Annotated in this window: 21 protein-coding genes and 1 other RNA gene; 9 read left to right on the top strand and 13 right to left on the bottom strand. The window is 48.9% G+C overall.

Translation table 11 applies throughout. The annotated features are described in order from the left end of the window. Positions 1 to 2: 2 nt before the first annotated feature. The 4 genes from aceK to KGF88_RS00855 all read right to left on the bottom strand — a co-directional run bounded on the left by aceK (position 3) and on the right by KGF88_RS00855 (position 4,570). Entirely contained in the window at positions 3 to 1,757 is a 1,755-nt protein-coding gene (aceK, locus tag KGF88_RS00870) for a bifunctional isocitrate dehydrogenase kinase/phosphatase (RefSeq protein ID WP_162014549.1), read from the bottom strand. 5 nt (positions 1,758 to 1,762) lie between these two features. Next, a complete protein-coding gene (locus KGF88_RS00865; protein ID WP_110076135.1) occupies positions 1,763 to 2,698 on the bottom strand; it encodes a LysR family transcriptional regulator in 936 nt (311 codons plus the stop codon). A gap of 130 nt (positions 2,699 to 2,828) precedes the next feature. Further along, the gene (locus tag KGF88_RS00860; protein ID WP_153826158.1) at positions 2,829 to 2,990 is read right to left on the bottom strand and encodes a YqaE/Pmp3 family membrane protein; all 162 of its coding nucleotides are present in this window, start codon (positions 2,988 to 2,990) and stop codon (positions 2,829 to 2,831) included. Between the two features lie 35 nt (positions 2,991 to 3,025). Next, entirely contained in the window at positions 3,026 to 4,570 is a 1,545-nt protein-coding gene (locus KGF88_RS00855; protein ID WP_228759468.1) for a S10 family peptidase, read from the bottom strand. A 261-nt stretch (positions 4,571 to 4,831) separates the two neighbouring features. Between KGF88_RS00855 and KGF88_RS00850 the strand changes: the two genes are divergently transcribed. The 3 genes from KGF88_RS00850 (at position 4,832) to KGF88_RS00840 (ending at position 10,620) form a co-directional block, all read left to right on the top strand. Next, positions 4,832 to 7,753, top strand: a complete 2,922-nt coding sequence (locus tag KGF88_RS00850; protein ID WP_162014550.1) for a ligand-binding sensor domain-containing diguanylate cyclase — start codon at positions 4,832 to 4,834, stop codon at positions 7,751 to 7,753. Between the two features lie 61 nt (positions 7,754 to 7,814). After that, positions 7,815 to 9,695, top strand: a complete 1,881-nt coding sequence (locus KGF88_RS00845) for a GNAT family N-acetyltransferase (protein ID WP_153826160.1) — start codon at positions 7,815 to 7,817, stop codon at positions 9,693 to 9,695. A gap of 1 nt (position 9,696) precedes the next feature. Beyond that, on the top strand, positions 9,697 to 10,620 hold the full coding sequence (locus tag KGF88_RS00840; RefSeq protein WP_110076131.1) for a histone deacetylase family protein: 924 nt from the start codon (positions 9,697 to 9,699) through the stop codon (positions 10,618 to 10,620). Between the two features lie 145 nt (positions 10,621 to 10,765). On the opposite strand, the gene gcvP is transcribed toward KGF88_RS00840, so the two are convergent. From gcvP to gcvT, 3 genes are all read right to left on the bottom strand, one after another. Further along, the gene (gcvP, locus tag KGF88_RS00835) at positions 10,766 to 13,651 is read right to left on the bottom strand and encodes an aminomethyl-transferring glycine dehydrogenase (RefSeq protein WP_153826161.1); all 2,886 of its coding nucleotides are present in this window, start codon (positions 13,649 to 13,651) and stop codon (positions 10,766 to 10,768) included. 134 nt (positions 13,652 to 13,785) lie between these two features. After that, positions 13,786 to 14,175 (bottom strand): glycine cleavage system protein GcvH, encoded by a 390-nt coding sequence (gene gcvH, locus KGF88_RS00830; RefSeq protein WP_110076129.1) that lies wholly within the window; start codon positions 14,173 to 14,175, stop codon positions 13,786 to 13,788. A gap of 31 nt (positions 14,176 to 14,206) precedes the next feature. Then, positions 14,207 to 15,286: a glycine cleavage system aminomethyltransferase GcvT gene (gcvT, locus tag KGF88_RS00825; RefSeq protein WP_153826162.1), complete on the bottom strand. Its 1,080-nt coding sequence runs from the start codon at positions 15,284 to 15,286 to the stop codon at positions 14,207 to 14,209. A gap of 175 nt (positions 15,287 to 15,461) precedes the next feature. Between gcvT and KGF88_RS00820 the strand changes: the two genes are divergently transcribed. Further along, positions 15,462 to 16,337 carry a LysR substrate-binding domain-containing protein gene (locus KGF88_RS00820; protein ID WP_153826163.1) on the top strand — a complete coding sequence of 292 codons (876 nt, stop codon included), beginning with the start codon at positions 15,462 to 15,464 and terminating at the stop codon, positions 16,335 to 16,337. A gap of 2 nt (positions 16,338 to 16,339) precedes the next feature. On the opposite strand, the gene KGF88_RS00815 is transcribed toward KGF88_RS00820, so the two are convergent. From KGF88_RS00815 to KGF88_RS00800, 4 genes are read right to left on the bottom strand one after another with little or no spacing between them, the layout of a single operon-like run. Further along, the gene (locus KGF88_RS00815; protein ID WP_153826164.1) at positions 16,340 to 17,503 is read right to left on the bottom strand and encodes an FAD-dependent oxidoreductase; all 1,164 of its coding nucleotides are present in this window, start codon (positions 17,501 to 17,503) and stop codon (positions 16,340 to 16,342) included. Between the two features lie 18 nt (positions 17,504 to 17,521). After that, positions 17,522 to 18,712 carry a 2-octaprenyl-6-methoxyphenyl hydroxylase gene (ubiH, locus tag KGF88_RS00810; RefSeq protein ID WP_153826165.1) on the bottom strand — a complete coding sequence of 397 codons (1,191 nt, stop codon included), beginning with the start codon at positions 18,710 to 18,712 and terminating at the stop codon, positions 17,522 to 17,524. Between the two features lie 5 nt (positions 18,713 to 18,717). Then, positions 18,718 to 20,040 carry a Xaa-Pro aminopeptidase gene (pepP, locus tag KGF88_RS00805; RefSeq protein WP_153826166.1) on the bottom strand — a complete coding sequence of 441 codons (1,323 nt, stop codon included), beginning with the start codon at positions 20,038 to 20,040 and terminating at the stop codon, positions 18,718 to 18,720. 58 nt (positions 20,041 to 20,098) lie between these two features. Beyond that, positions 20,099 to 20,686 (bottom strand): UPF0149 family protein, encoded by a 588-nt coding sequence (locus tag KGF88_RS00800; RefSeq protein ID WP_110076123.1) that lies wholly within the window; start codon positions 20,684 to 20,686, stop codon positions 20,099 to 20,101. Positions 20,687 to 20,813: 127 nt separating this feature from the next. Between KGF88_RS00800 and KGF88_RS00795 the strand changes: the two genes are divergently transcribed. Both KGF88_RS00795 and ssrS read left to right on the top strand, forming a co-directional pair. Beyond that, positions 20,814 to 21,119, top strand: a complete 306-nt coding sequence (locus KGF88_RS00795) for a cell division protein ZapA (protein WP_153826167.1) — start codon at positions 20,814 to 20,816, stop codon at positions 21,117 to 21,119. Positions 21,120 to 21,174: 55 nt separating this feature from the next. Further along, a non-coding RNA gene (gene ssrS / locus KGF88_RS00790) (6S RNA) lies at positions 21,175 to 21,358 on the top strand. Positions 21,359 to 21,394: 36 nt separating this feature from the next. Here the strand turns inward: ssrS and KGF88_RS00785 are convergent. Continuing rightward, positions 21,395 to 22,978: an amidohydrolase family protein gene (locus KGF88_RS00785; RefSeq protein ID WP_153826168.1), complete on the bottom strand. Its 1,584-nt coding sequence runs from the start codon at positions 22,976 to 22,978 to the stop codon at positions 21,395 to 21,397. A 90-nt stretch (positions 22,979 to 23,068) separates the two neighbouring features. Here KGF88_RS00785 and KGF88_RS00780 point away from each other — a divergent pair, with 90 nt between their 5' ends. From KGF88_RS00780 to serA, 3 genes are read left to right on the top strand one after another with little or no spacing between them, the layout of a single operon-like run. Further along, positions 23,069 to 23,656, top strand: a complete 588-nt coding sequence (locus KGF88_RS00780) for a 5-formyltetrahydrofolate cyclo-ligase (protein ID WP_153826169.1) — start codon at positions 23,069 to 23,071, stop codon at positions 23,654 to 23,656. A gap of 45 nt (positions 23,657 to 23,701) precedes the next feature. Next, on the top strand, positions 23,702 to 24,364 hold the full coding sequence (rpiA, locus tag KGF88_RS00775; protein WP_153826170.1) for a ribose-5-phosphate isomerase RpiA: 663 nt from the start codon (positions 23,702 to 23,704) through the stop codon (positions 24,362 to 24,364). Positions 24,365 to 24,366: 2 nt separating this feature from the next. Continuing rightward, positions 24,367 to 25,623: a phosphoglycerate dehydrogenase gene (gene serA, locus KGF88_RS00770; protein ID WP_110076118.1), complete on the top strand. Its 1,257-nt coding sequence runs from the start codon at positions 24,367 to 24,369 to the stop codon at positions 25,621 to 25,623. 69 nt (positions 25,624 to 25,692) lie between these two features. Here serA and phoU read toward each other — a convergent pair whose 3' ends face one another. Continuing rightward, positions 25,693 to 26,409, bottom strand: coding sequence for a phosphate signaling complex protein PhoU (gene phoU, locus KGF88_RS00765; RefSeq protein WP_110076117.1), 717 nt, complete (start codon positions 26,407 to 26,409; stop codon positions 25,693 to 25,695). Positions 26,410 to 26,411 lie beyond the last annotated feature (2 nt).

The raw sequence follows: 26,411 nt of genomic DNA, 5'->3' as shown, positions 1-26,411 counted from the left end.
CCTTAGCGCTTATCTTGTTCTGCAGCGGTTCGTACGCAACGCACAAAGCGAACCGCTTCAGGATAAGGAAACACGTCACTAATCACACCCGTTCGAATATCTTGCTGTTGCTGCTGCCAATAGCTTGCATCTACTAATTCTGGATGATGCTTCATTAACATGCTACGTAGGTGCGGCTGCGGCACCGCAAAGGTGGTCAATTGCTCAGGAAAGACATCATTGGGAGCCACGCTATACCATGGCTCTGCGGCAAGCTGCTGCTCATAAGTTTGTGGTTTAGGTAACTGCCGAAAGTTCATTTCAGTGAGATATTGCACTTCGTCATAGTCATAGAAAACCACCCGCTTATGGCGCGTTAAACCGAAGTTTTTTAACAGCATATCGCCCGGGAAGATATTCGCCGCCAACATGTCTTTAATCGCTTGGCCATAATCTTTCATAGCAGCTTCAATCTCGGCGTTACTGGCGTAATCTAAAAAGATATTCAGCGGCGTCATGCGGCGTTCAACAAACAGCTGACTAATAATTAACTGTTCACCATCCATACTAAGACTACCAGCTACGGTAGACTGCAACTCTTGTAGGAGATCGGGTGCAATGCGGGCTAACGGAATTGCCACGTTGGCGAACTCATAAGTATCAGCCATGCGCCCAGCTCGATCGTGCCGCTTAACCATTCGGTAGCGGTCAATTACGGTCTGCCGATCTATGGATTTACCACCACCGAAAGTATCTTTAATCACCTTGAATACATAAGGATAGCTAGGTAGTGTGAATACCGTCATCACCATCCCTTTGATACCCGCAGCAGCAACCAACTGGTCATCGCTGGCCGCTAAGTGGTGTAAGAAATCACGGTAGAATTCGGTTTTACTTTGCTTATGCAAGCCAATCGCAGAATAAAGCTCAGCGAGGGTCTTTTTCGGCATTAAATCTTTTAAAAAGCGCACCAATGCCGAAGGTGCCTTGGTCTGCACCATAAAATAAGATCGGGCAAAGCCAAAAATGATCGCCATTTGGTCCACATCAGTGATCAAGGCATCGAGATATAAATGCCCATGCTCATCTCGCAACACCGGGACAATAAAAGGGTAACTGCGCTGTGAACTGACAATACGGCCCACCACATAAGCCGCTTTGTTTCGAAAGAACGGGGCTTTTAAAACATCAATACGGAGTTGGTAAGCATTCACTTGCTGTGATGCTGCTTGCTCACTAAATGCCTTACGCAGCAGCCGAATGTCTTCTGATAAATCAGCAAAGGGCGCGCCTAAATCAACCTCCTGCATGATCTGTGCAAGGGTACGATGCATGCCCGTCACTACCGGAAAATAAGATCGATATTCTGTTTCTACGGCAAGCGGAATCGCATCCGACAAGGTGGTTTCAACAAAAATATAAGCGTTATTAAAATACCTATGATGAAATAGATTACAAAAGACCGAGTTATAAAAGGTTTCAGCTAACTCTGCTTGCGGATGAAATTGCAGATAATCCTGATACAACTGCCGTGTCGCCAACCAGACTTGTTCATCGAGTTGTAACTGGGTTAACTCAGCCAAAGCTTTGGTGGTTTCTCGCACCCGAATATCATAAAAACTAATCCGGGCGGTGGCAGCATATTGGCCGGCATGCCAATCGCCATCAGCGAAACGCTGCCGCGCTGCGGCCGTTACCTCTTGAAAAACACTGTAATGGCGATGAAATCCCTGCAGAATTTTACGCGCATATAAGGTTGGCAAATCGGTCGTTGTCATCTTGGCTATTTTTGCTCAGCGGTCTCTACAATCAACTGTCGGAACCAACGATGACCAGCGTCGTGTTGCAGTAACGGGCTCCAAATCATCGTCAGCTCAAGCGGCTCTATCTTAAACGGCGGCGGTAGCATTACCAGCTCGTCGTCATCTTGGTACAAGGTGGCGGCCTGTGTGGGCAAGGTGGCAATCAGTCCTTGGCGGGCCAGGTGCATAGCTACATGGTAATTACGCGTAAACACTCGAATCTTGCGCTTATGGCCCAACTGCCCCAAAGCTTCATCAACCCAGCCAAGTTTCTGGACGTCGTGTGGGTCCATTCCCACACCTACCCCAAAGCCAGTTTTACTCACCCAAACGTGTTCACCACCAAGGTAATTATCAAGGGTATAGTCTTGTACCAGAAGATGATCTTTTCGCACTAAACAACTGAAGTCGTCTTCCCAAAGGTTCTTTTGATGAAACGATTGCGGCAGCTTATCAAAACGGTTTATCGCTAGATCAACTTTGCCATTTTCGACATCGTGAAAACTAATATCACTAGGGGTCATGATATCTAGAGCTACGGCAGGAGCCTGACGCTTCAATTTTTCTAAGAGTCTTGGCATCAAAGTTGATGCGGCATAATCTGATGCCATGATGCGAAACACGCGATCGCTGGTGGCAGCATCAAAATCTCGTGCCGGTTGCACCATTTCTTCTACCGAATACAGAATTTGCCGTACTGGTTCTTGCATCCGTAGTGCTGTTTCTGTGGGTAACATGCCTTCGCTGGTACGCACTAAAATGGGGTCATTTAACAGCGTCCGTAAACGCTTCAAGCCGTTGCTCATCGCCGGCTGGGTAATATTGAGCTGAGCCGCCGCTTTGGTAACATTACGTTCGCGCAGCAGCACATCGAGGTAAACCAAGAGGTTCAGATCAATATCTTTTATATTATTCATAGAAAAAATAAATCCCGCTAAAAAAATATAGCGGGATTATAGACAGGATTGCTCTGATTTACACTTTTTGTTGCATGCGACATTAGTTGTATCCACCGAGTGAATACAAGGAGCCAATTACAACTGCGCCTTACTTTTTAGCAATAACCCACACCGCATGAACGATGCCAGGAATATAGCCAAGCAGGGTTAAAACAATATTTATCCAAAAGTGCTTACCCAGCCCCACCTGTAAAAATACACCCAGTGGAGGTAACAAAATCGCGATTATAATTCTTAATAAATCACCCATCACAACACTCCTTGTGGATTACCCAAAGTAAAGGATTAATATTTAGCAGCCTGCCCTGCAGCAGGCACAGTTTGCAGAATAAACTCACGTAAATCTTGGTTCGATAAACGCAAATCTTCTGCCCGTAAATACATCATATGACCGCTACGATAACCTTTAAAACCAATGCGATCTTTCATTTTACCGCTAGGGTCAATGTGCCACATATTGTATTTGGCATCAAAGTAATTCGTGGCACCATCATAATAGCCAGACTGAATTAAGACATTCAAGTAAGGGTTTTGTGCCATTGCTTGACGTAAATTTTCACCGGTATTGTTATTCGAGCGGTCCCACGGATGCACCGGCCCAAACATATTGTATTTAACGTCGGTTTTATAATTGAGCTCTTCACGCAGGTAATAATTAATAGCCGGGGTAAACGAATGCAGCCACGAAGTAAGCTCGGCATTGTAGTCTGGGCTATCACCTACATCTTTTCTATCAATACCTAAATAGCGTGAGTCTAAGCGACCGACGGTTTGACCGCGCTCGCGTAGTAACTCTTTCCAGAAAAAGTTAGTGCTAATATCCAAATTGCTTCGTAATACCGTTTGCGTGTCTAAACCAGCGAAACGCGCCACTTGTTCAGCAACTTGTTGCTTCTCAGCACCCGATAACATGGCTCCTTTAGCTAGCGCAGGCAAATAAGTATCAAGCGTGTACTGCTCTACTTGTGGCAGCAACTCCAACAAATCTAACTGCTGTAGATCTGCATCTAAAGCTTTATGATACCAAGCGGCAGCAGCAAAATAAGGGAGTCTGTTAGCAGCTTTAACCGGACCATTACGCTCAATTCCGATATCCGTTGGAGACACCAAAATCACGCCGTTTAAATACATCCACTGACGGTTTTGCAACTCTAACGCCAAACCTGATACACGCGTGGTGCCGTAGCTCTCACCAATTAAGTATTTAGGTGAGCGCCAGCGTTCATGCCGAGTCACAAAAGTATTAATCCAATCGGCTAGATATTTTACGTCGCTGTTCACGCCAAAAAACATCCGCTGCTGCTCATCTCGTGACGGCATGCTGCCATCGGCCTTTGGCAACACCCGTGAATAACCGGTATTCACTGGGTTCACAAATACAATGTCAGCCACGTCTAATACTGAATGAGGGTTATCTTTCACGCCATACGGCATGATAGGAAAACCTTCATCATCTACTCGCAGCGCTTTGGGCCCAGTATAGGCAATATGCATCCATACCGATGCAGAGCCAGGACCACCATTGAAAGAGATCAGCAACGGCCGTTGCTCACGATTTTTAACATCTTGGCGTTCGTAGTAAGTAAAGAATAAAGCTGCAGTAGCCTCTCCAGCCTCATTAAACACCGGCTGGGTACCTGTGGTTGCCGTGTATTTAAAGCGTTCGCCATTAATTTGCGCACGATGTTCAGTAACCACCACTTGGTCTGCCGCAATTTTTGCCTGCACGCTGCTTTCTGTTGCTGTAGCCGCCACTGCAGCGGTTGGCAGCAGAGCGGCTGAACTTACCGCCAGCGCCGAGGCCAATAGGAGATGTTTCATCGGATTCATAGGTAGTCCTTGATTTTGATTGTATTAGACTTACCCCCATTAAAAGCAATCTATGACCAAACTACAACCACCCTGCGACCAAGTTTATCTTTTCGGCGATAATATCGATTTGGTCATGGCACCGAGTATCTTAGTTGTGCTATAAAAGCTAGTAGCATTTAACGAGCTAAAAGCCTAACAACTATGCTAATACGCTTAAAGCCAGTCGCCGTGTTCCCAACGAAAGGTCAACATAGATCTTGTACTACTAGCATCATGCGTATGGTCATGTTGCTGTGCAGCTTATGCTTTTCTGCATGGGTTCCTATTAGCGCCGCAACCGAAACTTCCACAGCTCATGCACCGAGCACGCCAGCGCTCAGTTCCTATTTTCAAGAGTTGTGGACCAGTCGTGATGGCCTCCCCCACAACACCATCAATGGCATCACGCAAACACCTGACGGCTATCTCTGGTTAGCCACCTGGGAAGGTCTGGTACGCTTTAACGGCGCTGAATTTAAAGTTTACGATCTATACAGTGACATAGGTTTAGCTGACGCAGGGGTACAGAACGTCACTGTAACCGATGCGGGTGAGTTAGTGGTGGTAGGTGCCCGCGGTACCTTTGTGATGCGCAAACAAGATGCACAAGGCCGTTATTACTGGCAAAACTATGAGGTACCATCGACCCTCATCAACAAAGCTGTGGCTAATCCTGATGACACCATTTGGCTAGCCACCGAAGAATTCGGTTTGCTGAAACAGCAAGCCAATGGCCAAGTCGAACCCTATTTAGAGACTCGTGGCTCACGAGCCATGCACGCTTACGATATTTTGCGCAAAGACCAAACTCAGCTGTTTGTCGCGTCTGATCGCGGACTCATTAGTGTCACCAAAGCCAAAGTCATCTATTTGAATCAACAGCACGGCTTACCCGAATCCAGTATGTTTGCGGTAACTCAGTACCAAGACCAAGTGGTGGTAGCCGGTGAACAAGGCGTTTTTATTGGCGACGGTAACACCTTTGCGCCGCTGCATCCTCAGCTACTCAATAAAAATGTCATTCGGCTTTATACCGACAGTAGCGCAAACCTCTGGCTTGGCACCATCAATGATGGCCTGTACCGCTTAAGTTCTCGAGGCCTAGAACATCTCAGCACCAACAATGGGTTACCCAACGCACGCGTGATCAGTATTTATGAAGACCATGAACGCAGCATCTGGGTTGGCACCAATGGTGGCATGGTGAGGCTGCGTGATACCCCGTTCGATACCTTCACGCAAGCCAATGGCATCGCTGATAATTTTGTTCGCACGCTGATCCAGCATAGTGATGGCAGTATTTGGGTGGGCTCGGCTGGTGGGCTCAATCGCTTTAAACAGGGCCAATGGCAAAGCTTTAACGACGATTTTACTCACCACTCTATTCTCAGTTTGTATGAGCATCCTGAATACGGCGTGTTTATTGGTTCTTATACTCATGGTTTAGGCTTATGGCGCGATGGCAAAATACAACAAGTCTGGACTCGTGACGACGGGCTGCTGGCCAATGAAATCCGGGCTATCACTGGTACTCACGATGGCTACGTATGGATTGCGACGCCCAATGGCCTCAACCGCTATCACCCTGCTACAGGCATTGAAGCTGCGCCCCAAGCTGACCAAGCCCGCTTTAGTGTTAGCTTGTACCAAGACCAGCAGCGGCGGCTTTGGCTAGGTACTGCGCGCGGTCTTTTCGTGCTGAGCGACGATCGCTTCGAAAAAGTAGATTTAAGCGCCTTTAATCAAGCCGAATATGTGTTTGATATTTTCCCTTATCAAGGTCACCTTTGGTTTGCCACCGACCGCGGCTTAATTATCTATGATCCTGCCAGCCAGACTGGACAGGTGGTAGGGCGTAAGCATGGCCTAAGCGCAGAAAAAATTTTCCAAGTGACCGTAGACCCCTATGACAACGTCTGGATGAGCTCTAATCGTGGCATCATGCGCACCTCATTAAGTTCGATCCTAGTACTAACAGCAACTGACCCAGCGCCGCAACCTCTTGTGCTTGATACGTTTAGAGAAGCTGACGGGTTGGTGAGTAGCCAAGCGAACGGTGGCTCTAATCCAGCCTTACTGCTTGATGACGAAGGTCATGTATGGGTACCCACAGCTTATGGCGTCGCAGTGATCGACCCTGCCCAACTGGGACGTTTTCATGAGTATGCTCCCCCTTCAGCCATTGAAGAGGTCGTTATTAATGGCAATTCACTCAGTGACACCGTGAGCCTAGCTGAGTTCGATGGTAATCGCATTAGCATCCATTATGCCGGCTTGGGTTTTAGTATGAACAATCAAATTCGCTACCGTACCCAGCTGATTGGCTACGAGCAACAACCACGTCATACTCAAGCAACTTTCGCCGAATTCACCAACTTACCACCGGGCACCTATGAATTTGTGGTCACCGCCTATTACGGCAATTCAGACCTGCAGGGAACAGCTGCGACCTTTGACTTTAGCGTGCCGCCCAAACTTTATCAGCGCGCCAGCTTCTGGGTAGCCTTAGCGGTGCTGTTAGCACTTAGTCTTTGGCTGTTTGTTCGCATGCGCGTTAGGGTGCTACAAAGTCGTGCCCAACAATTAGAGCAACAGGTCGCTGAAAAAACTCAAGCACTGCAACAGCAAGCCCAGCGTTTTGCTCACTTAGCGCAATACGACGAGCTCACCGAGCTACCTAATCGACGCAGCTTTAATCGCGATTTTGAAGCAGCCGTAGCAACCGCCCAACAGCATCAGTTACCTTTGAGTTTAGCCGTGATTGATATCGATCACTTTAAAACCATCAATGACACCTACTCGCACGCTGTTGGCGATCAAATCTTACGCTGGATTGCCAAATTAATGCAGCAAGAACTTCGCTCTGGCGACAAAATTGCGCGTTGGGGTGGCGAAGAGTTCACCCTGTTAATGACACAAACCGAAGCTGCAGCAGCCTTAGATATTGCCGAGCGACTACGGCAAAGTATTGCTGCCGCCACGCCACCGGCTGATCTTATTGACCGCTCTATCACCATCAGTATTGGCTTAGCCACTTACAGCCCAGAACAAGCAGAACTCAGTAGCGCCAGCAGTTTGTTAATTCAAGCTGACCAAGCCCTTTATCAAGCCAAAGCAGCAGGCCGCAATTGCGTTAAAACCTATCAACCGCCAGCACATTAGACTAAAAGCGCATAGCCTTGTGTGAGTTACTTTGCCAGCATAGCTGCAGAAGGAGTCGCAGATGCACACTATCGATACCAACGTTACCCCGCCACTCAATCGACACCTGTTGGTTGATGGTAAACCCGTGAAATGGAACCAGTTGCTGAAATCAGGCGACCGCATTTTTATTGGTACCCATGCTGCCGTGCCACATGCTTTGATGCACCACCTCGCCGACCAAAGCCAACATCTGCATGATATCGAAATCGTACAGATTTACGCACTCGGCGATAACCATTGGGTGAATCCTGAGTTCTCGCAAACCTTTAAGGTGAATACCCTGTTCATCGGTGGTGAAAAAGTTCGTCAAGCAGTAGCCGAAGGCCGTGCCGACTATACTCCAGCCTTTATGTCGGATATCCCGTCGCTCTTTAGTGATGATATTTTACCGCTCGATGCCGCCTTAATTATGGTCAGCCCACCGGATCAGTACGGCTATCATAGCCTTGGGGTATCCGTAGACATTGTTTCTTCCGCTTTAAAATCAGCCAAAAAAGTGATTGCCCAAGTGAACCCCAAAATGCCCGTCACTTTTGGCCAAGCTTTTATTCACAAAGGGCAAATTGATGCCTTTTTTGAGGCCGAGCAAGATTTACCTGAAATCAAAGCGCCCGCTTTAGATGCTGTAACCGAGAGGATTGGCCAGTACGTATCCTTACTGGTAGAAGATGGCGCCACCTTACAAATTGGCTTTGGCAAAATCTGCGACGCCGTTTTACGGTATCTGGTGAATCACAAAGACCTTGGCGTGCATAGCGAGCTTATTACTGACGGTATTATGGAGTTGATGCTAAGTGGCGTGATCAACAATCGCAAGAAAACCTATCACCAACATAAAGCCGTGACTAGTTTCTGCATTGGTAGTAAACAACTGTACGATTTTGTGAATAACAACCCACATATCGGATTCTATCCATCTGAGTACGTGAACTCGCCCGCCAATATTGCCCGCAACGATAAAATGGTGGCCATCAATAGCGCCATCGAGGTGGACCTCACCGGGCAAGTGGTTTCAGACTCAATTGGCCATCATTTTTATAGCGGCATTGGCGGACATGTTGATTTTACCCGCGGCGCTACCATGAGTGCCGGCGGTAAACCCATCATTGCCCTACCCTCAACCGCTAAGAACGGCACCGTGTCGCGCATTGTACCGCATATTTCGCAAGGTGCCGGCGTGGCCACCTCACGTGCTCATGTACACTATGTGGTTACCGAATTTGGCGTAGCCTCACTGCGCGGTAAAAGCATTCGCGAACGCGCCCTAGAACTCATCCGCGTGGCGCATCCGAAGTTCCGCCAACAGCTATTAGAAGACATTCGTAAACACTACTGGGTGCCTCATTACCAGGTGCTGCACTCGGTAGAAGTACCTGAATTAGGTGCCGTAGGCTTTAAAGAAATTGCCATTAATGGCGAGTTTTTTGATTTACGACCACTCAACCCCAGTGATGAACGCCGCTTACAAGAGTTTTTTTATTCGCATACCAAAGAAACCTTACAGATGCGCTACAACACGGTGCCCACGCAAATGAGCCGGGAAAAATCCTGTACCTTGGTGAGCGTCGATCAATCTCGCGACTTAGCTCTTTGTATCGTCAGGCAAAAAGGCTCAATGGCACAAATTCAGGCGGTTGGCAGATACTATTTACTGCATGATGAAAAAAGCTGCGAGGTGGCCTTTGTAACCCGTGAGAACCAACACGGTAAGGGCATGGCCAGCAGATTATTAAGTGAAATGAAGTACATAGCCAAACAGCGCGGGCTCGAGCGCATGTTAGCTTACGTACGAGCCGAAAATGGCAAAATGTTAGCCGTGTTTGAAAAAGCAGGGTTTGTGCGCAAGCCCTCCGAAGAACCAGGTGAAGTTTATTTACAATTAGATTTAGGTAGTGCTTAGTATGTCGATCACGGTTTTTAGCCACAATTATTGCAGTCTGCATCGGGTTTCTGAAGTGCATCCAGAAGAGCCAGCCAGAATTGCCGCCATTAACGATCAGATCATTCGGTCGGGGATGGAATTTGCGCTCACTCAAAAAGACGCCAAACCAGCCACCAAGGAAGACCTCTATCGCGTGCATTCAGCCAATTACATTAATGACGTATTTGAGCGCGCTCCAACCGAGCCCGGTGAACACATTTGGTTAGATCCCGACACCATGATGACAGCCGGTACCTTACGCGCTGCCCTGTACGCAGCCGGTAGCGGCATTTGTGCTGTAGACGAGGTGATGACCGCCGACAATAGACGCACCTTTTGTGCCATTCGCCCCCCAGGCCATCATGCCAGTTGGGACGCCGCAATGGGCTTTTGTATTTTCAACAACATCGCTGTTGCCGCCGCATACGCCATGCAGCAATACGGCTTAGAACGCGTGGCCATTGTCGATTTTGATGTGCATCACGGCAATGGTACCGAAGATATCTTCTTGAATGACGAACGCGTGTTATTTTGCAGCTCTTTTCAACATCCGCTCTTCCCCAACACCGGTACCCAAACCATCAGCCACGAAGTGATCAACATTCCATTACCAGCGGGCTGTGATGGCCCTACGTGGCAGGCCGCCGTGCGCGATCGCTGGTTGCCAGCCATTGATGCTTTCGCGCCCCAACTGATCTTAGTTTCAGCTGGATTTGATGGGCACTTAGAAGACGACATGGCACAATTTAAGCTCACGGAAATCGATTACCACTGGATGGCCGCCGAGCTTAAAAAACTCGCCGAACAGCATTGTGAGGGCCGCATCGTGGCCATGCTTGAAGGTGGTTATGAACACAGCTCGCTCGGCCGCAGCGTGGTCGCTTTTTTGAAGGGAATGCAGTGAAGACAACGTGACGCCGATAAGGGCTGCTTGTTGATCTAAGGATTCAATAATCCACCACGGAAAGTGACATTTTAAAAAATACGACTTTATTGGCCACAAAAAAGGCGAGCTAAAAAGCTCGCCTTTCTCATCCCATCAACACCAATTACCGATAGCTATCCACCGCCGGGCAGCTACACATCAAGTTGCGGTCACCGTACACGTCATCGATACGGTTCACGCTTGGCCAGAACTTGTTTACCTTCACCGCGCTTACAGGGTAAGCGGCTTGTTCGCGACTGTATGGACGGTCCCAGTTCGCGTCAACGATGTCGGCTAGCGTATGAGGTGCGTTATGCAGCGGGTTGTTATCTGCTGGCCACTCACCTTGCTCAACACGGTTGGCTTCTTCACGAATGCTGATCATGGCTTCAATAAAGCGGTCTAGCTCTGCCTTAGATTCAGATTCCGTTGGCTCAACCATTAAGGTTCCGGCTACTGGGAAGCTCATGGTTGGGCTGTGGAAGCCGTAGTCTTGCAAGCGTTTTGCTACGTCCATTTCGGTAATGCCACAGCTATCTTTGAGTGGGCGCAAATCAATGATGCACTCGTGCGCAACACGGTCGTTGCGGCCTTTGTACAAGATTGGGTAGTGCTTGCTCAACTGCTTCGCCATGTAGTTGGCATTTAAGATGGCTACTTCGGTAGCTTCGCGCAGGCCACGCGAGCCCATCATCACAATGTACATCCACGAGATAGGTAAAATGCTGGCGCTACCATAAGGCGCAGCAGATACGGCACCGTTATCGGCCGCGGTATCGTCAATTTTAATCACGCTGTGGTTAGGCAAGAAAGGTGCTAAGTGCTGTTTAACACCAATCGGGCCCATACCAGGACCACCACCACCGTGTGGAATACAGAAGGTTTTGTGCAGGTTCAGGTGCGATACGTCGGCACCGATGTAGCCTGGTGAGGTTACCCCTACTTGGGCGTTCATGTTGGCACCGTCTAGGTACACTTGACCACCGTGAGCGTGCACGATTTCACAAATATCTTTGATACCTTCTTCATACACACCATGGGTAGATGGGTAGGTGATCATGATGCAAGACAGGTTATCACCGGCTTCAGCTGCTTTAGCTTTCAGGTCGTTAATATCTACGTTACCGTTCTTGTCGCAATCTACCACCACCACTTGCATGCTCATCATCTGTGCTGAGGCTGGGTTAGTACCATGCGCTGAGCTAGGGATTAAGCAAATGTTACGGTGCACGTCGCCACGGCTGTGGTGATATTTTTGAATCGCTAACAAGCCGGCGTATTCGCCTTGTGCGCCTGAGTTAGGCTGCATTGACATCACATCATAGCCGGTAATGTCCACTAACCAGCCTGATAAGGTACTTAGTAATTCAGCGTAACCTTGTGCTTGCTCTACTGGGCAGAACGGGTGCAGCTGGCCAAACTCTGGCCAAGTGACTGGAATCATCTCTGCGGTGGCGTTCAGCTTCATGGTGCACGAGCCTAACGAGATCATGCTGTGGTTTAATGACAAATCTTTGTTTTCTAACTGCTTGATATAACGCAGCATTTCAGTTTCAGAATGATAACTGTTAAATACTGGGTGAGTTAAAATCTCACTTTCACGGCGCAGTGCAGCTGGGATAGATTCGACTTCACCAGAAGCAACTCGTGAGTCTAACACTTCGATTTCTAGGCCGTGGTCGGCACCAAAGAGCACCATAAACAGCACATCAACATCGTGACGTGATTTAGCTTCATCAAGGCTTACCCCAAACTGGCCATTACCATCAACACGTAGGTTTATTTGGGCTTGCTCAGCACGTGCTATCACGCTACTGACGTCGCCTTCTAGTTTGAAGGTTAAGGTATCAAACCAGTGGCTATTGACCAGTTTCACGCCTTTTTCTTGTAAGCCAAGAGCCACAATATCGGTTAACCGGTTAATGCGTGCAGCAATAGTTTTCAAGCCTTGCGGGCCATGGTACACAGCATAAAACGAAGCCATGTTGGCTAACAATACCTGTGCAGTACAGATGTTTGAGTTGGCTTTTTCGCGGCGAATATGCTGCTCGCGCGTTTGCATCGCCATACGTAATGCTTGGTTATCGCGGCTGTCTTTTGAGACGCCAATAATACGACCTGGCAACGACCGTTTGTATTTGTCACGGGTTGCAAAAAATGCGGCGTGTGGGCCACCGTAACCCATAGGTACACCAAAGCGCTGGGCTGAACCTAACACCATGTCTGCACCCATCTCTCCGGGTGATTTCAGCAACACTAAGCTCATGATGTCGGCGGCAACGGCAACCACACCCTTGTTGGCTTGAATGTCAGCAATTAGTTTTTCGATGTTATGAATTTCGCCGTTGCGATCGGGGTACTGTAACAAAGCACCAAACACATCGTGGTTATCGGCTTCACGAGCTGGCCCAACAATCACATCAAAGCCAAACATTTCTGCTCGTGTTTTGACGACATCGATGGTTTGCGGGTAGACGTTATCTGCTACGTAGAATGCATTTGATTTGCTTTTGCTGACGCGCTTAGCCATCGCCATAGCTTCTGCAGCTGCAGTCGCTTCATCTAACAAAGACGCACTAGCTAGCTCTAGGCCCGTTAAATCGATGGTCATTTGTTGGAAGTTAAGAATAGCTTCTAAGCGGCCTTGCGCGATTTCTGGCTGATACGGAGTATAAGCGGTATACCAACCTGGATTTTCTAGCACGTTACGCAAAATCACGTTCGGAACTAGAGTATCGTAATAACCCATACCGATAAATGACTTAAAGACCTTGTTTTTGCTGGCGATGGCTTTCAACTTGGCCAACGCATCGCGTTCTGTCATGGGCTCACCAATCGACAAAAACGGCTCGCGTCGAATCGCACCAGGTACTGTGTCTGTGGTTAATTCAGCCAATGAGCTCACCCCTAACTCAGCCAACATAGCCTGAGTTTCATCAGCGCTAGGGCCAATGTGGCGGGCAATAAATTCACCATGATTTTCTAACTGCTTCAGCGTGGTCGTAGTCATTTACTTCAAATCCCCTAGTTACGGGTTTAATTACGGGTTAATTACGCGATTACAGGTAAATTGCGCGTTACTACAGAGATAAGAAACGCAAAACCCCGGTGCGAACAACCGGGGCTTGAGCATTTTATCTCTTCTTATTCTTCATCGATAACTGCTTGATAACCTTCTGCATCTAGCAAGCTTTCAACTTCACTGGCATCGTCAGCTTTAATTTTGAATAACCAGCCGTCACCGTACGGGTCATTGTTAACAGTTTCTGGAGCGTCTTCTAGCTCTTCGTTTACCGCCACAATTTCACCAGCAATAGGTGCATAGATATCTGAAGCCGCTTTTACTGATTCAGCTACGGCAACATCATCGCCTGCTGCAACAGTGGCGCCAACTTCAGGTAGTTCTACAAACACCATGTCGCCTAGCAAATCTTGTGCGTGCTCAGAAATACCAACCGTGAAAATGCCATCGCCTTCGTTACGAACCCACTCGTGGGTTGATGCGTATTTTAATTCCTTTGGGATATTGCTCATTATTGTGTCCTCGATGATTCTGTAAAACTGACTAAAGTACGGATTGACCGTTACGAACAAAGCTTGGTTTAACCACGCTTACTGTAACTAATTTTTTGCGAATTTCCACTTCGGCGGTAGCGCCCACGGTTGCTGGCACTCGCGCCAATGCAATCGAGAAACCTAAGGTAGGTGAGAAGGTACCTGACGTGATCACGCCTTCGCTATCACCTACAATCACTTTTTGGCCATGCCGCAGAACGCCTTTCTCTTTCATCACTAAGCCCACCAACTTGGCGTGGCCTTGTGCTTTTTGTTCAGTAAGTGCTGCTCTACCAATAAAATCGCGTTCAGCTGGCTCAAAAGCCACACTCCAGCCCATATTGGATTCAAGCGGAGTCACGGTTTCATCCATATCTTGGCCGTATAAGTTCATGCCGGCTTCTAAACGCAAGGTATCACGAGCACCTAAACCACAAGGCTGTACCCCAACATTCAGTAGCGCATCCCAAAGTGCGACCACCTGCTCAGCTGGTAAGGCAATTTCGTAGCCTTTTTCGCCGGTATAGCCCGTAGTTGCAATAAAATAATCGCCTACTTGCAACGACATAAAGGGCTTCATGCTGGCTACACCTGTAAATTTGTCAGCCCCCATCACCAATTTTAGCTTTTCTTCCGCCTTTGGACCTTGCAGCGCAAGCATGGCCAACTCCGGACGTTCAGTAATAGTTACTTGAAAGTCTGCAGCTACCGCGTTAATCCAAGCCATGTCTTGCTCACGCGTGGCAGAGTTAACCACCAAACGGTAAGACTCATCGGTAAAGTAATACACAATCAGGTCGTCAATCACGCCACCAGCTTGGTTTAACATGCCGCTGTATAAAGCTTTACCTGAGACGGTTAGCTTAGCGACATCGTTGGCTAGTAAGTACTGTAAGAAAGCTTTTGCTTCGGTACCGGCAACATCCACAATCGTCATGTGCGATACATCAAAAACGCCAGAGTCATTACGTACAGCTTGGTGTTCTTCTATCTGCGAGCCGTAGTTAAGCGGCATATCCCAGCCGTGAAAATCCACCATTTTCGCATTTGCTTTCACATGTGCGTCGTACAAAGGAGTGCGTTGAGCCATGACCAAAGTATCCTGTTGGGTTAGTTACTTCTTAAAATTTGTGGCCCTAATTATAAGACCCTAAGGGCAAGGCAACAAATGAATATTACTTATACATTTATTTAAAATATTAATATGGTTAAACTAGCTATTAATATTATTTATTAATACGCATCAACCAGCCGAGCTGATCATCATGCAACATTTATCGTTAGAAGCTCTGCGCGCCTTTATCAGCGTGTACGAGTTGCAAAGCTACACTGCCGCTGCGCAACAGCTCAGTCGCTCGCAGCCAGCCATTAGTTTGCAATTGCAACGACTAGAAGAGTTGCTTGGTAGCCAGCTATTGCAGCGCAGCGGTGGTCGCATTCATCTTACCGAAGCCGGTCGTGAGCTCTGGGAGCAAGCTAAACATCTGCTTAATATTAACGACCAAATCTTTGCTAAAATCGCTGAGCCATCGCTGACCGGCGTGGTACGGCTTGGTATTCCCAGTGAGTTTGCCAGTAAGTTATTGCCTCAGGTATTAGGACAATTTGCACAATCTTATCCCCACGTAACCTTGTCGGTGACCTCTGCGCTAAGCAAAGAATTACTCGCCCAAGAACAGCAGCAGTTTGATCTAGTGATTGCCCTCAAGGAACCTGATAAGCGACTTACCCGTGCTGGTTTAGTGCTGCTCAAGCAAGATTCACTGGTGTGGGTGAGTAGTATTGCCAGCAACCAATTAGCGGCGGTAACCGATAGCGCCGCCGAAGCAGTGCCGCTGGTGGTCGCGCCAGAAGGCTGTATTTATCGGCGTCGCGCCTTACAAGTACTGCGCCAGCACACCATCCCTTTGCGTATTAGCTACACCAATGCGGATTTTTCTGGGCTGACTGCGGCCATCGATAGCGGTTTGGGGATTACGGTCTTAGCGCAAAGTACGTTGCCCGACAATCTCATTCACGTCCGCCATGTGGGATCACATGCTTTGCCTGAGCTGGGTAATGTGAGCGTCGTGATGTGGCAGGCCGATAGTGATAACCCGGCCGCCACTCAATTGGCTCAGTTTATTCAAGAACGTATATAGGCTTATGCGCCCAGAGCTGCGCGCATCAGTTGTTGCTTTAACGGCGTCACTCGATGCGCGAGCTGCAACGCTAAGCCGCGCCCTAACTTGGCCCAAGACGCACTGCCGGCAAACCCACGTTTAAAGCTTTCCATCGCGCCAATCATGGTTACCGCTGCGGCCTTACGCTGCCGCTCCCATTGGCGTAATTGTTTTGGCAGGGTTGCGACCTGAAGCTCTGGGTGTGCAAAAATAGCCAATAAGTCAGCCACATCAGCAAAGCCCAAGTTAGCTCCTTGACCGGCCAAGGGGTGAATACTATGGGCAGCATCACCTAGCACCAGCAGACGCTGCTGCACCCAACGTTGACAGTACTGCATACGCAGCGGAAAAGTAGCTCGCGCTGATTTTAGCTGCAGCAACCCCAAGCAATTATCGCTGGCTACTTGTAACTGCCGAATAAAATCACTGTCGCTAAGGGTACTCAGTTGCTGCGCTCGTTCGGTATCCGCCGACCACACGATCGATACTTGATGGGCATCCACTAAAGGCAACAAGGCTAACGGCCCGGTCGGCAAAAACACTTGGCGCGCAATGCCTTGATGTGGTAACTCGGTAGTAAGCACTGCTACTTGGGCCTGTTGTTGATAGTCCCAAAAAGTAAGCGGCAAGTTTGCTTGTGCCCGCACGGTAGAACGAGCACCATCGGCTGCGATCAGATAATCGCCAGTTAATGTTTGCCCATTGGCTAGCGTTACCTGTACTCGCTGATCATCAACCTGTTGTTGCACTAACTCAGTGGTCGCCATAATCGCCACCCCTGCCGCCACAGCTTGGTCCCACAGCACTTGTTCAAGCACTTTGTTTTCAACAATGGCGCCGATGTCGGCCAGTGCTAGTTCGCTGGCATCAAACTCGATTCGGCCAAAACTATCATAGTCCCACACCCGCATCCCTGTATAAGGACCAAGGCGTGACACTGGCATCCGCTGCCAACTGCCTAACCGCTCAAGTAAGTGCCTACTACGATGAGCTAGCGCACTTACCCGCAGTTCTGGCGCGCTGCCGTACTCGGGCCGCTCACCGCGTTCAATCACAATAACCCTATGCCCAGCTTGTTGCAGGCCAATGGCCGTAGCCAGCCCGATCATACCGGCCCCAGCGACAATAAAGGTAAATGGCTGCATGGTTATCCTATCGTCTCGTTAATTTCTATAACCCATGGTTTTACGGGCAAATTGCTGCTTCAGTGGCAACAACCACGCCAAGGCACTCAAGGCGATGTTGCGCCCAATCACCAGTGGCAACAGTTGATTAGAAAAGCCTCGAACCAAGCTATCAGTTAAGCCAATAATGGCTTTATAGTCGCTCTGGCGCTCACGCTGGTAACTTGCCAACACACGATACTGCCCGGCATCGGCTGCCGTCGCTAGCTGTTGGCTTAAGCTAATTGCATCGCGCACACCCAAGTTAAATCCCTGCCCGGCAATCGGATGCAAGGTATGCGAGGCGTTACCTATTAACACCAAACGCTGAGCAATATGTTGTTCGGCTAAATGCAATTGCAATGGGTACTGCACTCTGTCCCAGACTTTACGCAACCGCCCCGCGCGATAGCCAAAGGCTTGTTGGCACTTGGCCATAAATTCATCATCGCTAGCAGCCATCATCTGTTCGGCTTCTGCTGGACGCAGACTCCAAACTAACGAAGCGACTTGGTCACTAACCGGTAACAACGCCAGTGGCCCAGTATCAGTAAAGCGCTCATAAGCCCAGCCTTGCATCGGCTCAGACAGTTCAAGCATGGCAATTATGCCCACTTGCTGATAATCCGTTTGCTGCATCTGAATACCAGCCGAGCTGCGCACTTGTGAGCGTGAGCCATCTGCACCTACTAACAGCTGGGCATGGCAAACGTGCGGCTGATCTGCAACTTGGTAATGCACTGCAATACTATCTTGTTCTGGTTGTGAATGACTAAACCAAGCGCCAGCTAGCCATTCAATATTAGGTTGCGCTAGGCAAGCCTGATAAAGCGCTTGGTTGAGTTGTGCCGCCGCGATCACATAGCCAAGCGCGGGCACGCCTTGTTGCTCAGCATGCAGTTGCGTCATGCCCAGATGACCTCGGTCACTCACATGAATATGCTCAATTGCGCAGGCGGCAGACGCTACTTCTGGCCACACTTGCAGTTGTTGTAATACGTCAATGGTAGCGGCCGCCAGCGCTATGGTGCGTTTATCTTGCGCCGGCCCACTGGCCTGTGGCTCAAGCACTGTTACGATCCAATCCGGCCGCTGCCGTGCTACTAATAAAGCCGTTAACGCCCCAACGAGGCCGCCGCCGGCAATCACTATAGGTTTTAGTGTGTCAGCTGGTCGTGGCGCTGCTGCCATTGCTGTTACCCTTGCATCCAAGTTTCTATTTCAGCGACGGTTTTAGGGGCCGCTGCAGTCATATTTTCGTGGCCGTTGGCGGTTACAATCACATCGTCTTCAATCCGAATGCCTAAACCATGCCATTTTTTATCTACCCCAGCCATGCCGTGCGGAATATACACCCCAGGCTCTATGGTCAATACCATACCCGGCTCAAACGGACGGTTCTTACCGGCAGCTGAATAGGTGCCCACATCATGCACATCTAAACCCAGCCAATGGCCCAGACCATGAATCATAAAGGTTTTATAAGCGCCCTCAGCGACTAGCTGCGCTGGCGTGCCCGCTAATAGACCGAGCTCGACCAAGCCTTCCGTGAGCGCCAGTGCCATAGCTTGGGTTGCCTGCGGCATCGATGACCCTGGGGTTACCGCTGCTAAGGCTGCTAACTGCGCTTTTAACACCACGTTATAGAGCGCAGCTTGGGCTTCGCTAAAGCGGCCGTTTACTGGGAAGGTACGGGTAATATCGCCCGCATAACCTTGATATTCGGCACCAGCATCAATCAAGATTAAATCACCATCGTGCAACTCATCGGCGTTATCGGTGTAGTGCAAAATACAGGCATTGTCGCCACCCCCACAAATACTGCCGTAAGCTGGGTGGTGAGCGCCTTGGCGCGCAAATTCATGGTGCAACTCTGCCGCTACCTGAAACTCATAGCAGCCAGGTTTGGTAAAGCGCATCGCGCGCTTATGGGCAGCTACGCTAATGGCTGCTGCGGCACGCATTAAATCGAGCTCTGCGGCACTTTTAATGATACGCATATCGGCCATGAATGGACTCAAATCTTGCCAGCTTGAGGGCGCAACATAACCTTGTTTTGGCGCTTGGCGCAGAGCACTGGCAACATCATGTAGCTGCTCTAGCAAGCTGCTATCTTCATGACTGGAAAACACCACATCGGCTTGATTAAGCACATCTAATAATACTTCTTCAGCATCTTCGATACTGTGCGCCACATCAACCCCAAGGTGGGCAACTGCTCGATCAATACCTAAGCGACGACCGTGCCATACTTCGGCTGCCGGATCGCTAGGTTGGCAACACAGAATCACTTGTTGCGCTCTACCCGGCGCTAGAATCAATAAGGCGTCGGGCTCGTTAAACCCCGTGAGATAAAAGAAATCACTATTTTGCCGAAATGGATATTCGGTATCACGGCTGCGTGTTTGTAGGCTAGCGGCAGCAATCACTGCTACCCCATGGTCTGCATGGCTGCTGACATGATCTAAAATTCGCTGCCGACGTTGCTGATATTCCGCCAAACTAATAGACTGCTGCATATAAGGTTTTCGCTCTCAATACTTGAATGAGGTAAAACGAACTGAGGTGAACGCTATTTTAGTGGAGCGTTTTGTTGGTTTTACAAGCGCCCCCGCTTGCCTGGCCTAATTCACCAAAGCACAACATGGCTGATACTCGTAAATACTCAACGATTTCAAAGTAAGCTCGCTCTGCTTCTTCTTCATCTTCAATTTCAAAATCTAACTTGGCAATTTCAACCATATCTTCAATGGCTTCACGCAAGTCTTCCGATAAGCCAGCCAGGTTGGTTTGATTAATACCAAACCCTACTAAATACGATTGCACCCAGTTAATTAGACCAGTTAAGCGTTCGTATAAAGATTCGTTATCACTTGGTAACAACAGGTGAAAACCTAAATCGGGGTCGCGCAAGCTGGCGCAGATGGAGTGTGCCAGCTCGGTACAGCGTTCACGTAACTGCGGGTTAAAGGATTGCCCTTCGTTAACCAAGTCGCTGAGTAACAACAACCAGTCTTGCCCTTCAATACTGGCCCCGCCAGCGATCATACCGGTTAAAATGCCATGAATTTCGGCGGCATTAGAGAGCAAACCTTGGCTTTCAAAATATTCTGTTAAAGTTTCGTAGGCGAATGGATTATTGGCACCACTGCTTTGATCTGTCATAGCGTCATCTCTATCATGATTTATGCTGCCATCCTATCACCACAGGCCCTTTCAGGCTAGCTGACAAAACCCCGGTCGGCATGCCATAATCACTCTAACGCAGTAGCATTAAAAATGAGGAAGAGGCATGAGCCAGCGTGCAATGGAAATAAAACTTATGGATCGCAACTACAAAATTAATTGTCCAGTTGGGCAAGAAGTTGCGTTACAGCGCGCCGCCGACAAACTCAACCACAAACTTGAGCAAATTCGTAGCAACAAGCGCTTAACCCATGCGGAGCAAATTGCCGTGATGGCTGCGCTCAATCTTGTGCACGAAGGCGCACAAGTTGAACAACAATTGCGCAAACAGGTCGAAGATTTGGAAGAAAAGCTAAAATTACTGCAAGAAACCTTAGAACAGGTCATGACAGAGCAAGGCCCAAAACGTTAGAATACCCAAGTTCGCTTCGCTGACTCAATGAGTGCAGTTAAGCATGCAAGACAATGACTACCTGGAATGTTCGCCAGCACGCCGATGTCCCTGAGCCGATGCTAGTAGTATAGGGGCTCACTGAGCGGCTATTGTGCAAGCTCGACTCGTATCGAGAAGCCTGCGGTCGATTCAATTGCGCCCCGCCTTGAACCAGTGGGTTCAAGGGCCAAGGCACGCAGCGGCATTTTGGGTAGTCACCCTTCTCAAAGATAGTTCGTTATTCGTACGCTTCGTTATTCATCCGCGATGCTGTTCGTGCGTTTATGCTCTTGCACGATACGGCGAACGTCGGCAAGCAGCTCTTGGGCATCGTAGACGATGCCGTCTTTAATGGTGTAGCGAATGCCCTTAGTGCGCATCGGCTGATTATTGTCGTCTAACTTATAGTGCCCAGTACCGTATAGCACTTTAAAGTTAGCTAATGGATTTTCATCCACAACGATCATGTCGGCCTTTTTACCAACCACGATGCTGCCAATCTCGTCATCTAAACCCAGTTCTTGTGCACCATTTAAGGTTGCAGCCTGAATCACTTCTAATGCGTTAAAGCCGGCTTCACGCAGTAATTCTAATTCGCGGATAAAGCCAAACCCGTAAATTTTATAAATATAGCCAGCATCTGAACCCGTGGTGATACGACCGCCATGGTTTTTAAAGTCATTGAGAAAAGTCATCCACAACTGGTAATTTTGGCGCCATGCCACTTCATCATCGGTGGTCCAATCAAACCAATAAGAGCCATGGGCATAACGGCTTGGGGTAAAGAAGTCCCACAATTGCGGCAAGGTGTATTCCTCATGCCAGATAGCTTGACGCTCACGCATCAGATCACGGCTAGCCTCATAGATGGTTAAGGTAGGATTGATAGTAAAGTCTAGGGCTATCAATTCGTCGCGCACTTGGTTCCAACGCTCTGAACCAGGCTGCGCGGCTTGCTGCCATAACCGTCCCGCGGCCCGAAACCGATCTTGCTCATCGTTGTAATTGTAATCTGCTGGGTAATCCTGAATGACCTGTCCACTAAAGAGCGCTTCCGGCAAGCCATACCAGTGTTCCATACTTCCTAAACCCAAACGCGCCGAGTCCACCACGTTGGTGCGCACCACATTCAGTTGCGCATGGTGCATCATCGAACCCAGCTGTTGCTGTTTAGCTTCATCCAGTGCAGCCGCCATCACCTTGGGCGTGGCGCCAAAAAACTTAATGCCTGCGGCACCTTGTTGTTTGATTTGACGCACCCACGTACGTGCTTGTTCTGCAGTAAAGATAGGCTCTTCGGCACCCATGCCAAAACCAACAAATGGAATGATCCGCGGTGCGACGATTTGGTTGTTCTGGCTTTGCTGTTGGTGCCATTTAGTCCAGGCTAGACCATTAAAGCTACCCGGCTCACGCACCGTCGTAATGCCATGAGCCAACCACAGCTTCAACACATATTCCGCTGGTATTCCGTCAGCAGAGCCACCAATATGCCCGTGCATATCAATAAAGCCTGGTAAAACATATTTGCCGGTTAAATCCAGTTCACGGTCACCCGGTTGTGCTTGCGGTCGGCCCTGTGCTTTTATCGGAACGCCAGGATGACCAACACTCACAATACGCACGATGCGGTCCTGCTCCACCACGATATCAACTGGGCCTCGGGCCGGAGCGCCTTCACCGTTAACGAGCGTCACTCCGCGTAGAATTAAGCGCTGAAATGGCCCCTCGCCCTGCTCTGCGCGCGGTGGTGCTTTCGCTGAATCAGCTTGGGCAGGAGCTGCGGTAGCTCCCAACAAGAAACAAGTAAGTAACGTGGCGAACAGAACAGGCTTCATGATATAACTCTTTTTATTATGTTATGGATTGGCTAGTTATGGGTTGGCTAGTTATTGAGCTCTAGTTATTAAGCCAAGGATATCAGTGCCGTGCAACAACAGCAATTGCGTCAACAACTTCTGGCTAAACGTGCAACTATCTCTGCTCCCGATCGAGCTGCAGAAGCTGCGGCAGTAAGCGAGCACTTACTGGCGCTACCAGAGCTGCAAACACCCAAGCGTATCGGTAGTTACATCAGTATCAAAGCGGAATTGCCGACCCCTCAACTGAACCAACGCTTGATAAGCATGGGACACCAACTCTCGGTTCCCGTGTTGCATCCAATCAACACCGGGCACTTATTGTTTTTACAAGTGCATCCGAAGACCTTATGGGTTCCCAATAAATACCACATTCCCGAACCCGCGTTGCAGGTAGCAGATATCACCCCACTTGCTCACTTAGATATTTTGCTGGTGCCACTGGTGGGATTTGACCACCAAGGCAATCGCTTAGGCATGGGCGGTGGCTTTTACGATCGTACCCTTGCGGCTTGGCATCGCGGAGCATATCCGCACTTGCAAGTGATTGGGCTAGCGCTGACCTGCCAGCAAACCCCGAAGCTGCCGGTTAACCCTTGGGATATCCCCTTAAATAAGGTGATCACTGCAGCAAAAGTTTGGGACTTTTTGCGGTAAAACTGTATACTGAAAAGCCATAGCTAACTCACTATGGAATCTACCATGTCTACCGCTCAAGAAGCCCTCAAAAAACAAGCCGCCGAAGCCGCACTTAAGTACATTCAACCCAATACTGTGGTTGGTGTTGGCACCGGCTCTACGGTTAATTATTTTATTGATGCTCTCGCTACCATCAAACAAGATATTGAAGCTGCGGTATCTAGTTCTGAAGCCTCAACAGCACGCTTAAAAGCTCACGGCATTGAGGTGATTGAACTCAATAACTGTGTAGATTTACCCGTTTATGTTGATGGTGCCGACGAACTTGACCAGCACTTACGCATGGTTAAAGGGGGCGGTGGCGCTCTTACCCGCGAAAAAATCATTGCCGCAGTTGCCCAACAGTTTGTGTGTATTGCCGACCAATCCAAGTTAGTAGGCCGACTTGGCCAGTTCCCGGTACCCGTTGAAGTGATTCCCATGGCGCGCTCATATGTCGCACGTGAAATCGTGAAACTAGGTGGTGACCCCGTCTGGCGTCAAGGGTTTGTCACTGACAACGGCAACATCATTCTGGATATTCACAACTTTGATATCCTAGACCCTGTTCAACTAGAGCTACAATTGAATAATATCGTAGGCGTTGTTAGCAACGGCCTATTTGCTAAGCGTGGCGCTAACATTGCCATTATCGCCGGTAGCGACGGTTTACAAATTCTGGAGTAACAATGTCTCATTTAGCGAGTCCACAGGTGTCATTGGCGAAAGATAGGATCAATATCTTATTGCTTGAAGGCGTGCACGACAGCGCCATCAAAGTGTTACAGCAACATGGTTACACCAATATTCGCGCGCTGCCAACGTCACTGGCTGAAGCTGAACTAATTGAAGCATGCCAAGAGGCCCATTTTATTGGGATTCGTTCGCGCACCCAGCTCACCGCTAAAGTCTTCGCAGCAGCAGAAAAACTGGTAGCTGTCGGTTGTTTTTGTATTGGCACCAATCAAGTTGATTTAGCTGCTGCGCGCCAGCATGGGGTGGTGGTCTTTAACGCGCCCTTCTCTAATACTCGTAGTGTTGCCGAATTAGTGCTAGCAGAAATGATCATGCTGTTACGCCGTATTCCTGAGAAAAATGCAGCGGCCCATCGTGGTGGCTGGGATAAAGCCGCCAAAGGCTCGTTTGAAGCACGCGGTAAAGTTCTTGGTATCATAGGCTACGGTCATATTGGCAGCCAATTAAGTGTGCTGGCCGAGCAATTGGGCATGCAAGTACGTTATTACGATATCGAAACCAAATTATCCTTAGGTAATGCCCTGCAGCTAGCCAGTTTATCCGAGCTGTTAGCGCAAGCTGATGTAGTAACCCTACACGTACCCGAAACACCGCAAACACAATGGATGATCGGTCCTGAGCAATTAGCGCAGATGAAACCTGGCGCGGTGTTAATTAATGCGTCCAGAGGCACGGTTGTGAAAATCAACGCCTTGGCTGATGCACTCAAATCCGGTCACCTCGCAGGTGCTGCGATTGACGTTTTCCCGGTGGAGCCCAAAGGCAATGACGAAATGTTTGAGTCGCCCTTGCGTGGCTTAGACAATTGTATTTTAACCCCGCACATTGGTGGCTCAACCCAAGAAGCACAAGAGAATATCGGTATTGAAGTTGCCGGAAAGCTAGTCCGCTACTCAGATAATGGCTCCACGTTGTCTGCGGTTAATTTTCCTGAGGTTGCTTTACCAACTCATGACAAGGCGCGCCGCTTGTTGCATATTCACCACAACCGCCCAGGTATGCTAACCCGCATCAACCAAATTTTGGCGGACAACAATATCAACGTGGCGGGTCAATACTTACAAACCGACAGTGAGGTAGGTTACGTGGTCATTGACATAGAAACGCCGCCGAAGAGCAGTATCGCCGACGACCTCCTCGCTGCGATCCGCAGTATTGATGGCACCATTAAGGCACGAGTTCTTTACTAACAAGCTTTATTCAATAAAAAAGCCGGTCGCATCACTGCCACCGGCTTTTTTGTGTCTTTAAGAAACGAGTTAACGTGTTCCTTTAACCGTTTGTTCCATCGACTCGGGTGACACATGGCGCACGTCTTTTCCTTTCACGAAGAAAATAATGTACTCCGCAATATTCTGACAGCGATCACCGATACGCTCGAGTGAACGGGCTGACCAAAGGACATTCATGACCTTAGGAATACCGCGCGGATCTTCCATCATATAGGTCATCAACTGCCGCGTAAGAGCCTCGTATTGACGGTCGGCTTGGGCATCCATTTGGTGAACCTCGTAGGCCGAGTCTAGATCCATCCGCGCAAAGGCATCAAGCACCCCATGCAACATGGACAATACTTGCTGGCCAAGATTTTCCAAACTCACCAAAAATTGCTGCTGGTCATTGTTAAAGCTTTCTAGTGCCACACGCGCAATGCGCTCTGCTTCGTCACCAATTCGCTCAAGATCTGAAATGGTTTTAAAAATTGCGATGATTAATCTTAAATCACTCGCTGCTGGCTGGCGTTTTGCAATAATTTGTACGCAGGCTTCATCAATCTGCACTTCGAGTGCGTTGATTTTATAGTCGCGCTGCAAAATTTGCTGCGCCATATCATGATCTGATTTTTCTATGGCAATCAATGAGTCGCGCAGTTGCTGCTCAACCAGCCCACCCATACTCAATACTTGGTTACGAACAGCTTCTAATTCTTCATTAAATTTGCCGGAAATATGCCGGCTCATATTTACTTTATCCATGG

This window comes from Idiomarina loihiensis, assembly GCF_024584785.1.
GTDB lineage: Bacteria > Pseudomonadota > Gammaproteobacteria > Enterobacterales > Alteromonadaceae > Pseudidiomarina > Pseudidiomarina fusca.
The sequence above is the reverse complement of the archived record's forward strand: the minus strand, read 5'-3'. Positions and strand labels throughout refer to the sequence as shown.

Bases quoted from the DNA above. Each gene is read 5' to 3' on its own strand.
- KGF88_RS00800 (WP_110076123.1), bottom strand. From the start codon at position 20,686: ATGACAGATCAAAGCAGTGGTGCCAATAATCCATTCGCCTACGAAACT.
- KGF88_RS00815 (WP_153826164.1), bottom strand. From the start codon at position 17,503: ATGCAGCCATTTACCTTTATTGTCGCTGGGGCCGGTATGATCGGGCTG.
- rpiA (WP_153826170.1), top strand. From the start codon at position 23,702: ATGTCTACCGCTCAAGAAGCCCTCAAAAAACAAGCCGCCGAAGCCGCA.
- gcvP (WP_153826161.1), bottom strand. From the start codon at position 13,651: ATGACTACGACCACGCTGAAGCAGTTAGAAAATCATGGTGAATTTATT.
- KGF88_RS00865 (WP_110076135.1), bottom strand. From the start codon at position 2,698: ATGAATAATATAAAAGATATTGATCTGAACCTCTTGGTTTACCTCGAT.
- aceK (WP_162014549.1), bottom strand. From the start codon at position 1,757: ATGACAACGACCGATTTGCCAACCTTATATGCGCGTAAAATTCTGCAG.
- KGF88_RS00845 (WP_153826160.1), top strand. From the start codon at position 7,815: ATGCACACTATCGATACCAACGTTACCCCGCCACTCAATCGACACCTG.
- KGF88_RS00855 (WP_228759468.1), bottom strand. From the start codon at position 4,570: ATGAATCCGATGAAACATCTCCTATTGGCCTCGGCGCTGGCGGTAAGT.
- phoU (WP_110076117.1), bottom strand. From the start codon at position 26,409: ATGGATAAAGTAAATATGAGCCGGCATATTTCCGGCAAATTTAATGAA.
- KGF88_RS00850 (WP_162014550.1), top strand. From the start codon at position 4,832: ATGGTCATGTTGCTGTGCAGCTTATGCTTTTCTGCATGGGTTCCTATT.
- serA (WP_110076118.1), top strand. From the start codon at position 24,367: ATGTCTCATTTAGCGAGTCCACAGGTGTCATTGGCGAAAGATAGGATC.
- KGF88_RS00860 (WP_153826158.1), bottom strand. From the start codon at position 2,990: ATGGGTGATTTATTAAGAATTATAATCGCGATTTTGTTACCTCCACTG.
- KGF88_RS00795 (WP_153826167.1), top strand. From the start codon at position 20,814: ATGAGCCAGCGTGCAATGGAAATAAAACTTATGGATCGCAACTACAAA.
- KGF88_RS00785 (WP_153826168.1), bottom strand. From the start codon at position 22,978: ATGAAGCCTGTTCTGTTCGCCACGTTACTTACTTGTTTCTTGTTGGGA.
- KGF88_RS00820 (WP_153826163.1), top strand. From the start codon at position 15,462: ATGCAACATTTATCGTTAGAAGCTCTGCGCGCCTTTATCAGCGTGTAC.
- pepP (WP_153826166.1), bottom strand. From the start codon at position 20,040: ATGCAGCAGTCTATTAGTTTGGCGGAATATCAGCAACGTCGGCAGCGA.
- KGF88_RS00840 (WP_110076131.1), top strand. From the start codon at position 9,697: ATGTCGATCACGGTTTTTAGCCACAATTATTGCAGTCTGCATCGGGTT.
- gcvH (WP_110076129.1), bottom strand. From the start codon at position 14,175: ATGAGCAATATCCCAAAGGAATTAAAATACGCATCAACCCACGAGTGG.
- gcvT (WP_153826162.1), bottom strand. From the start codon at position 15,286: ATGGCTCAACGCACTCCTTTGTACGACGCACATGTGAAAGCAAATGCG.
- ubiH (WP_153826165.1), bottom strand. From the start codon at position 18,712: ATGGCAGCAGCGCCACGACCAGCTGACACACTAAAACCTATAGTGATT.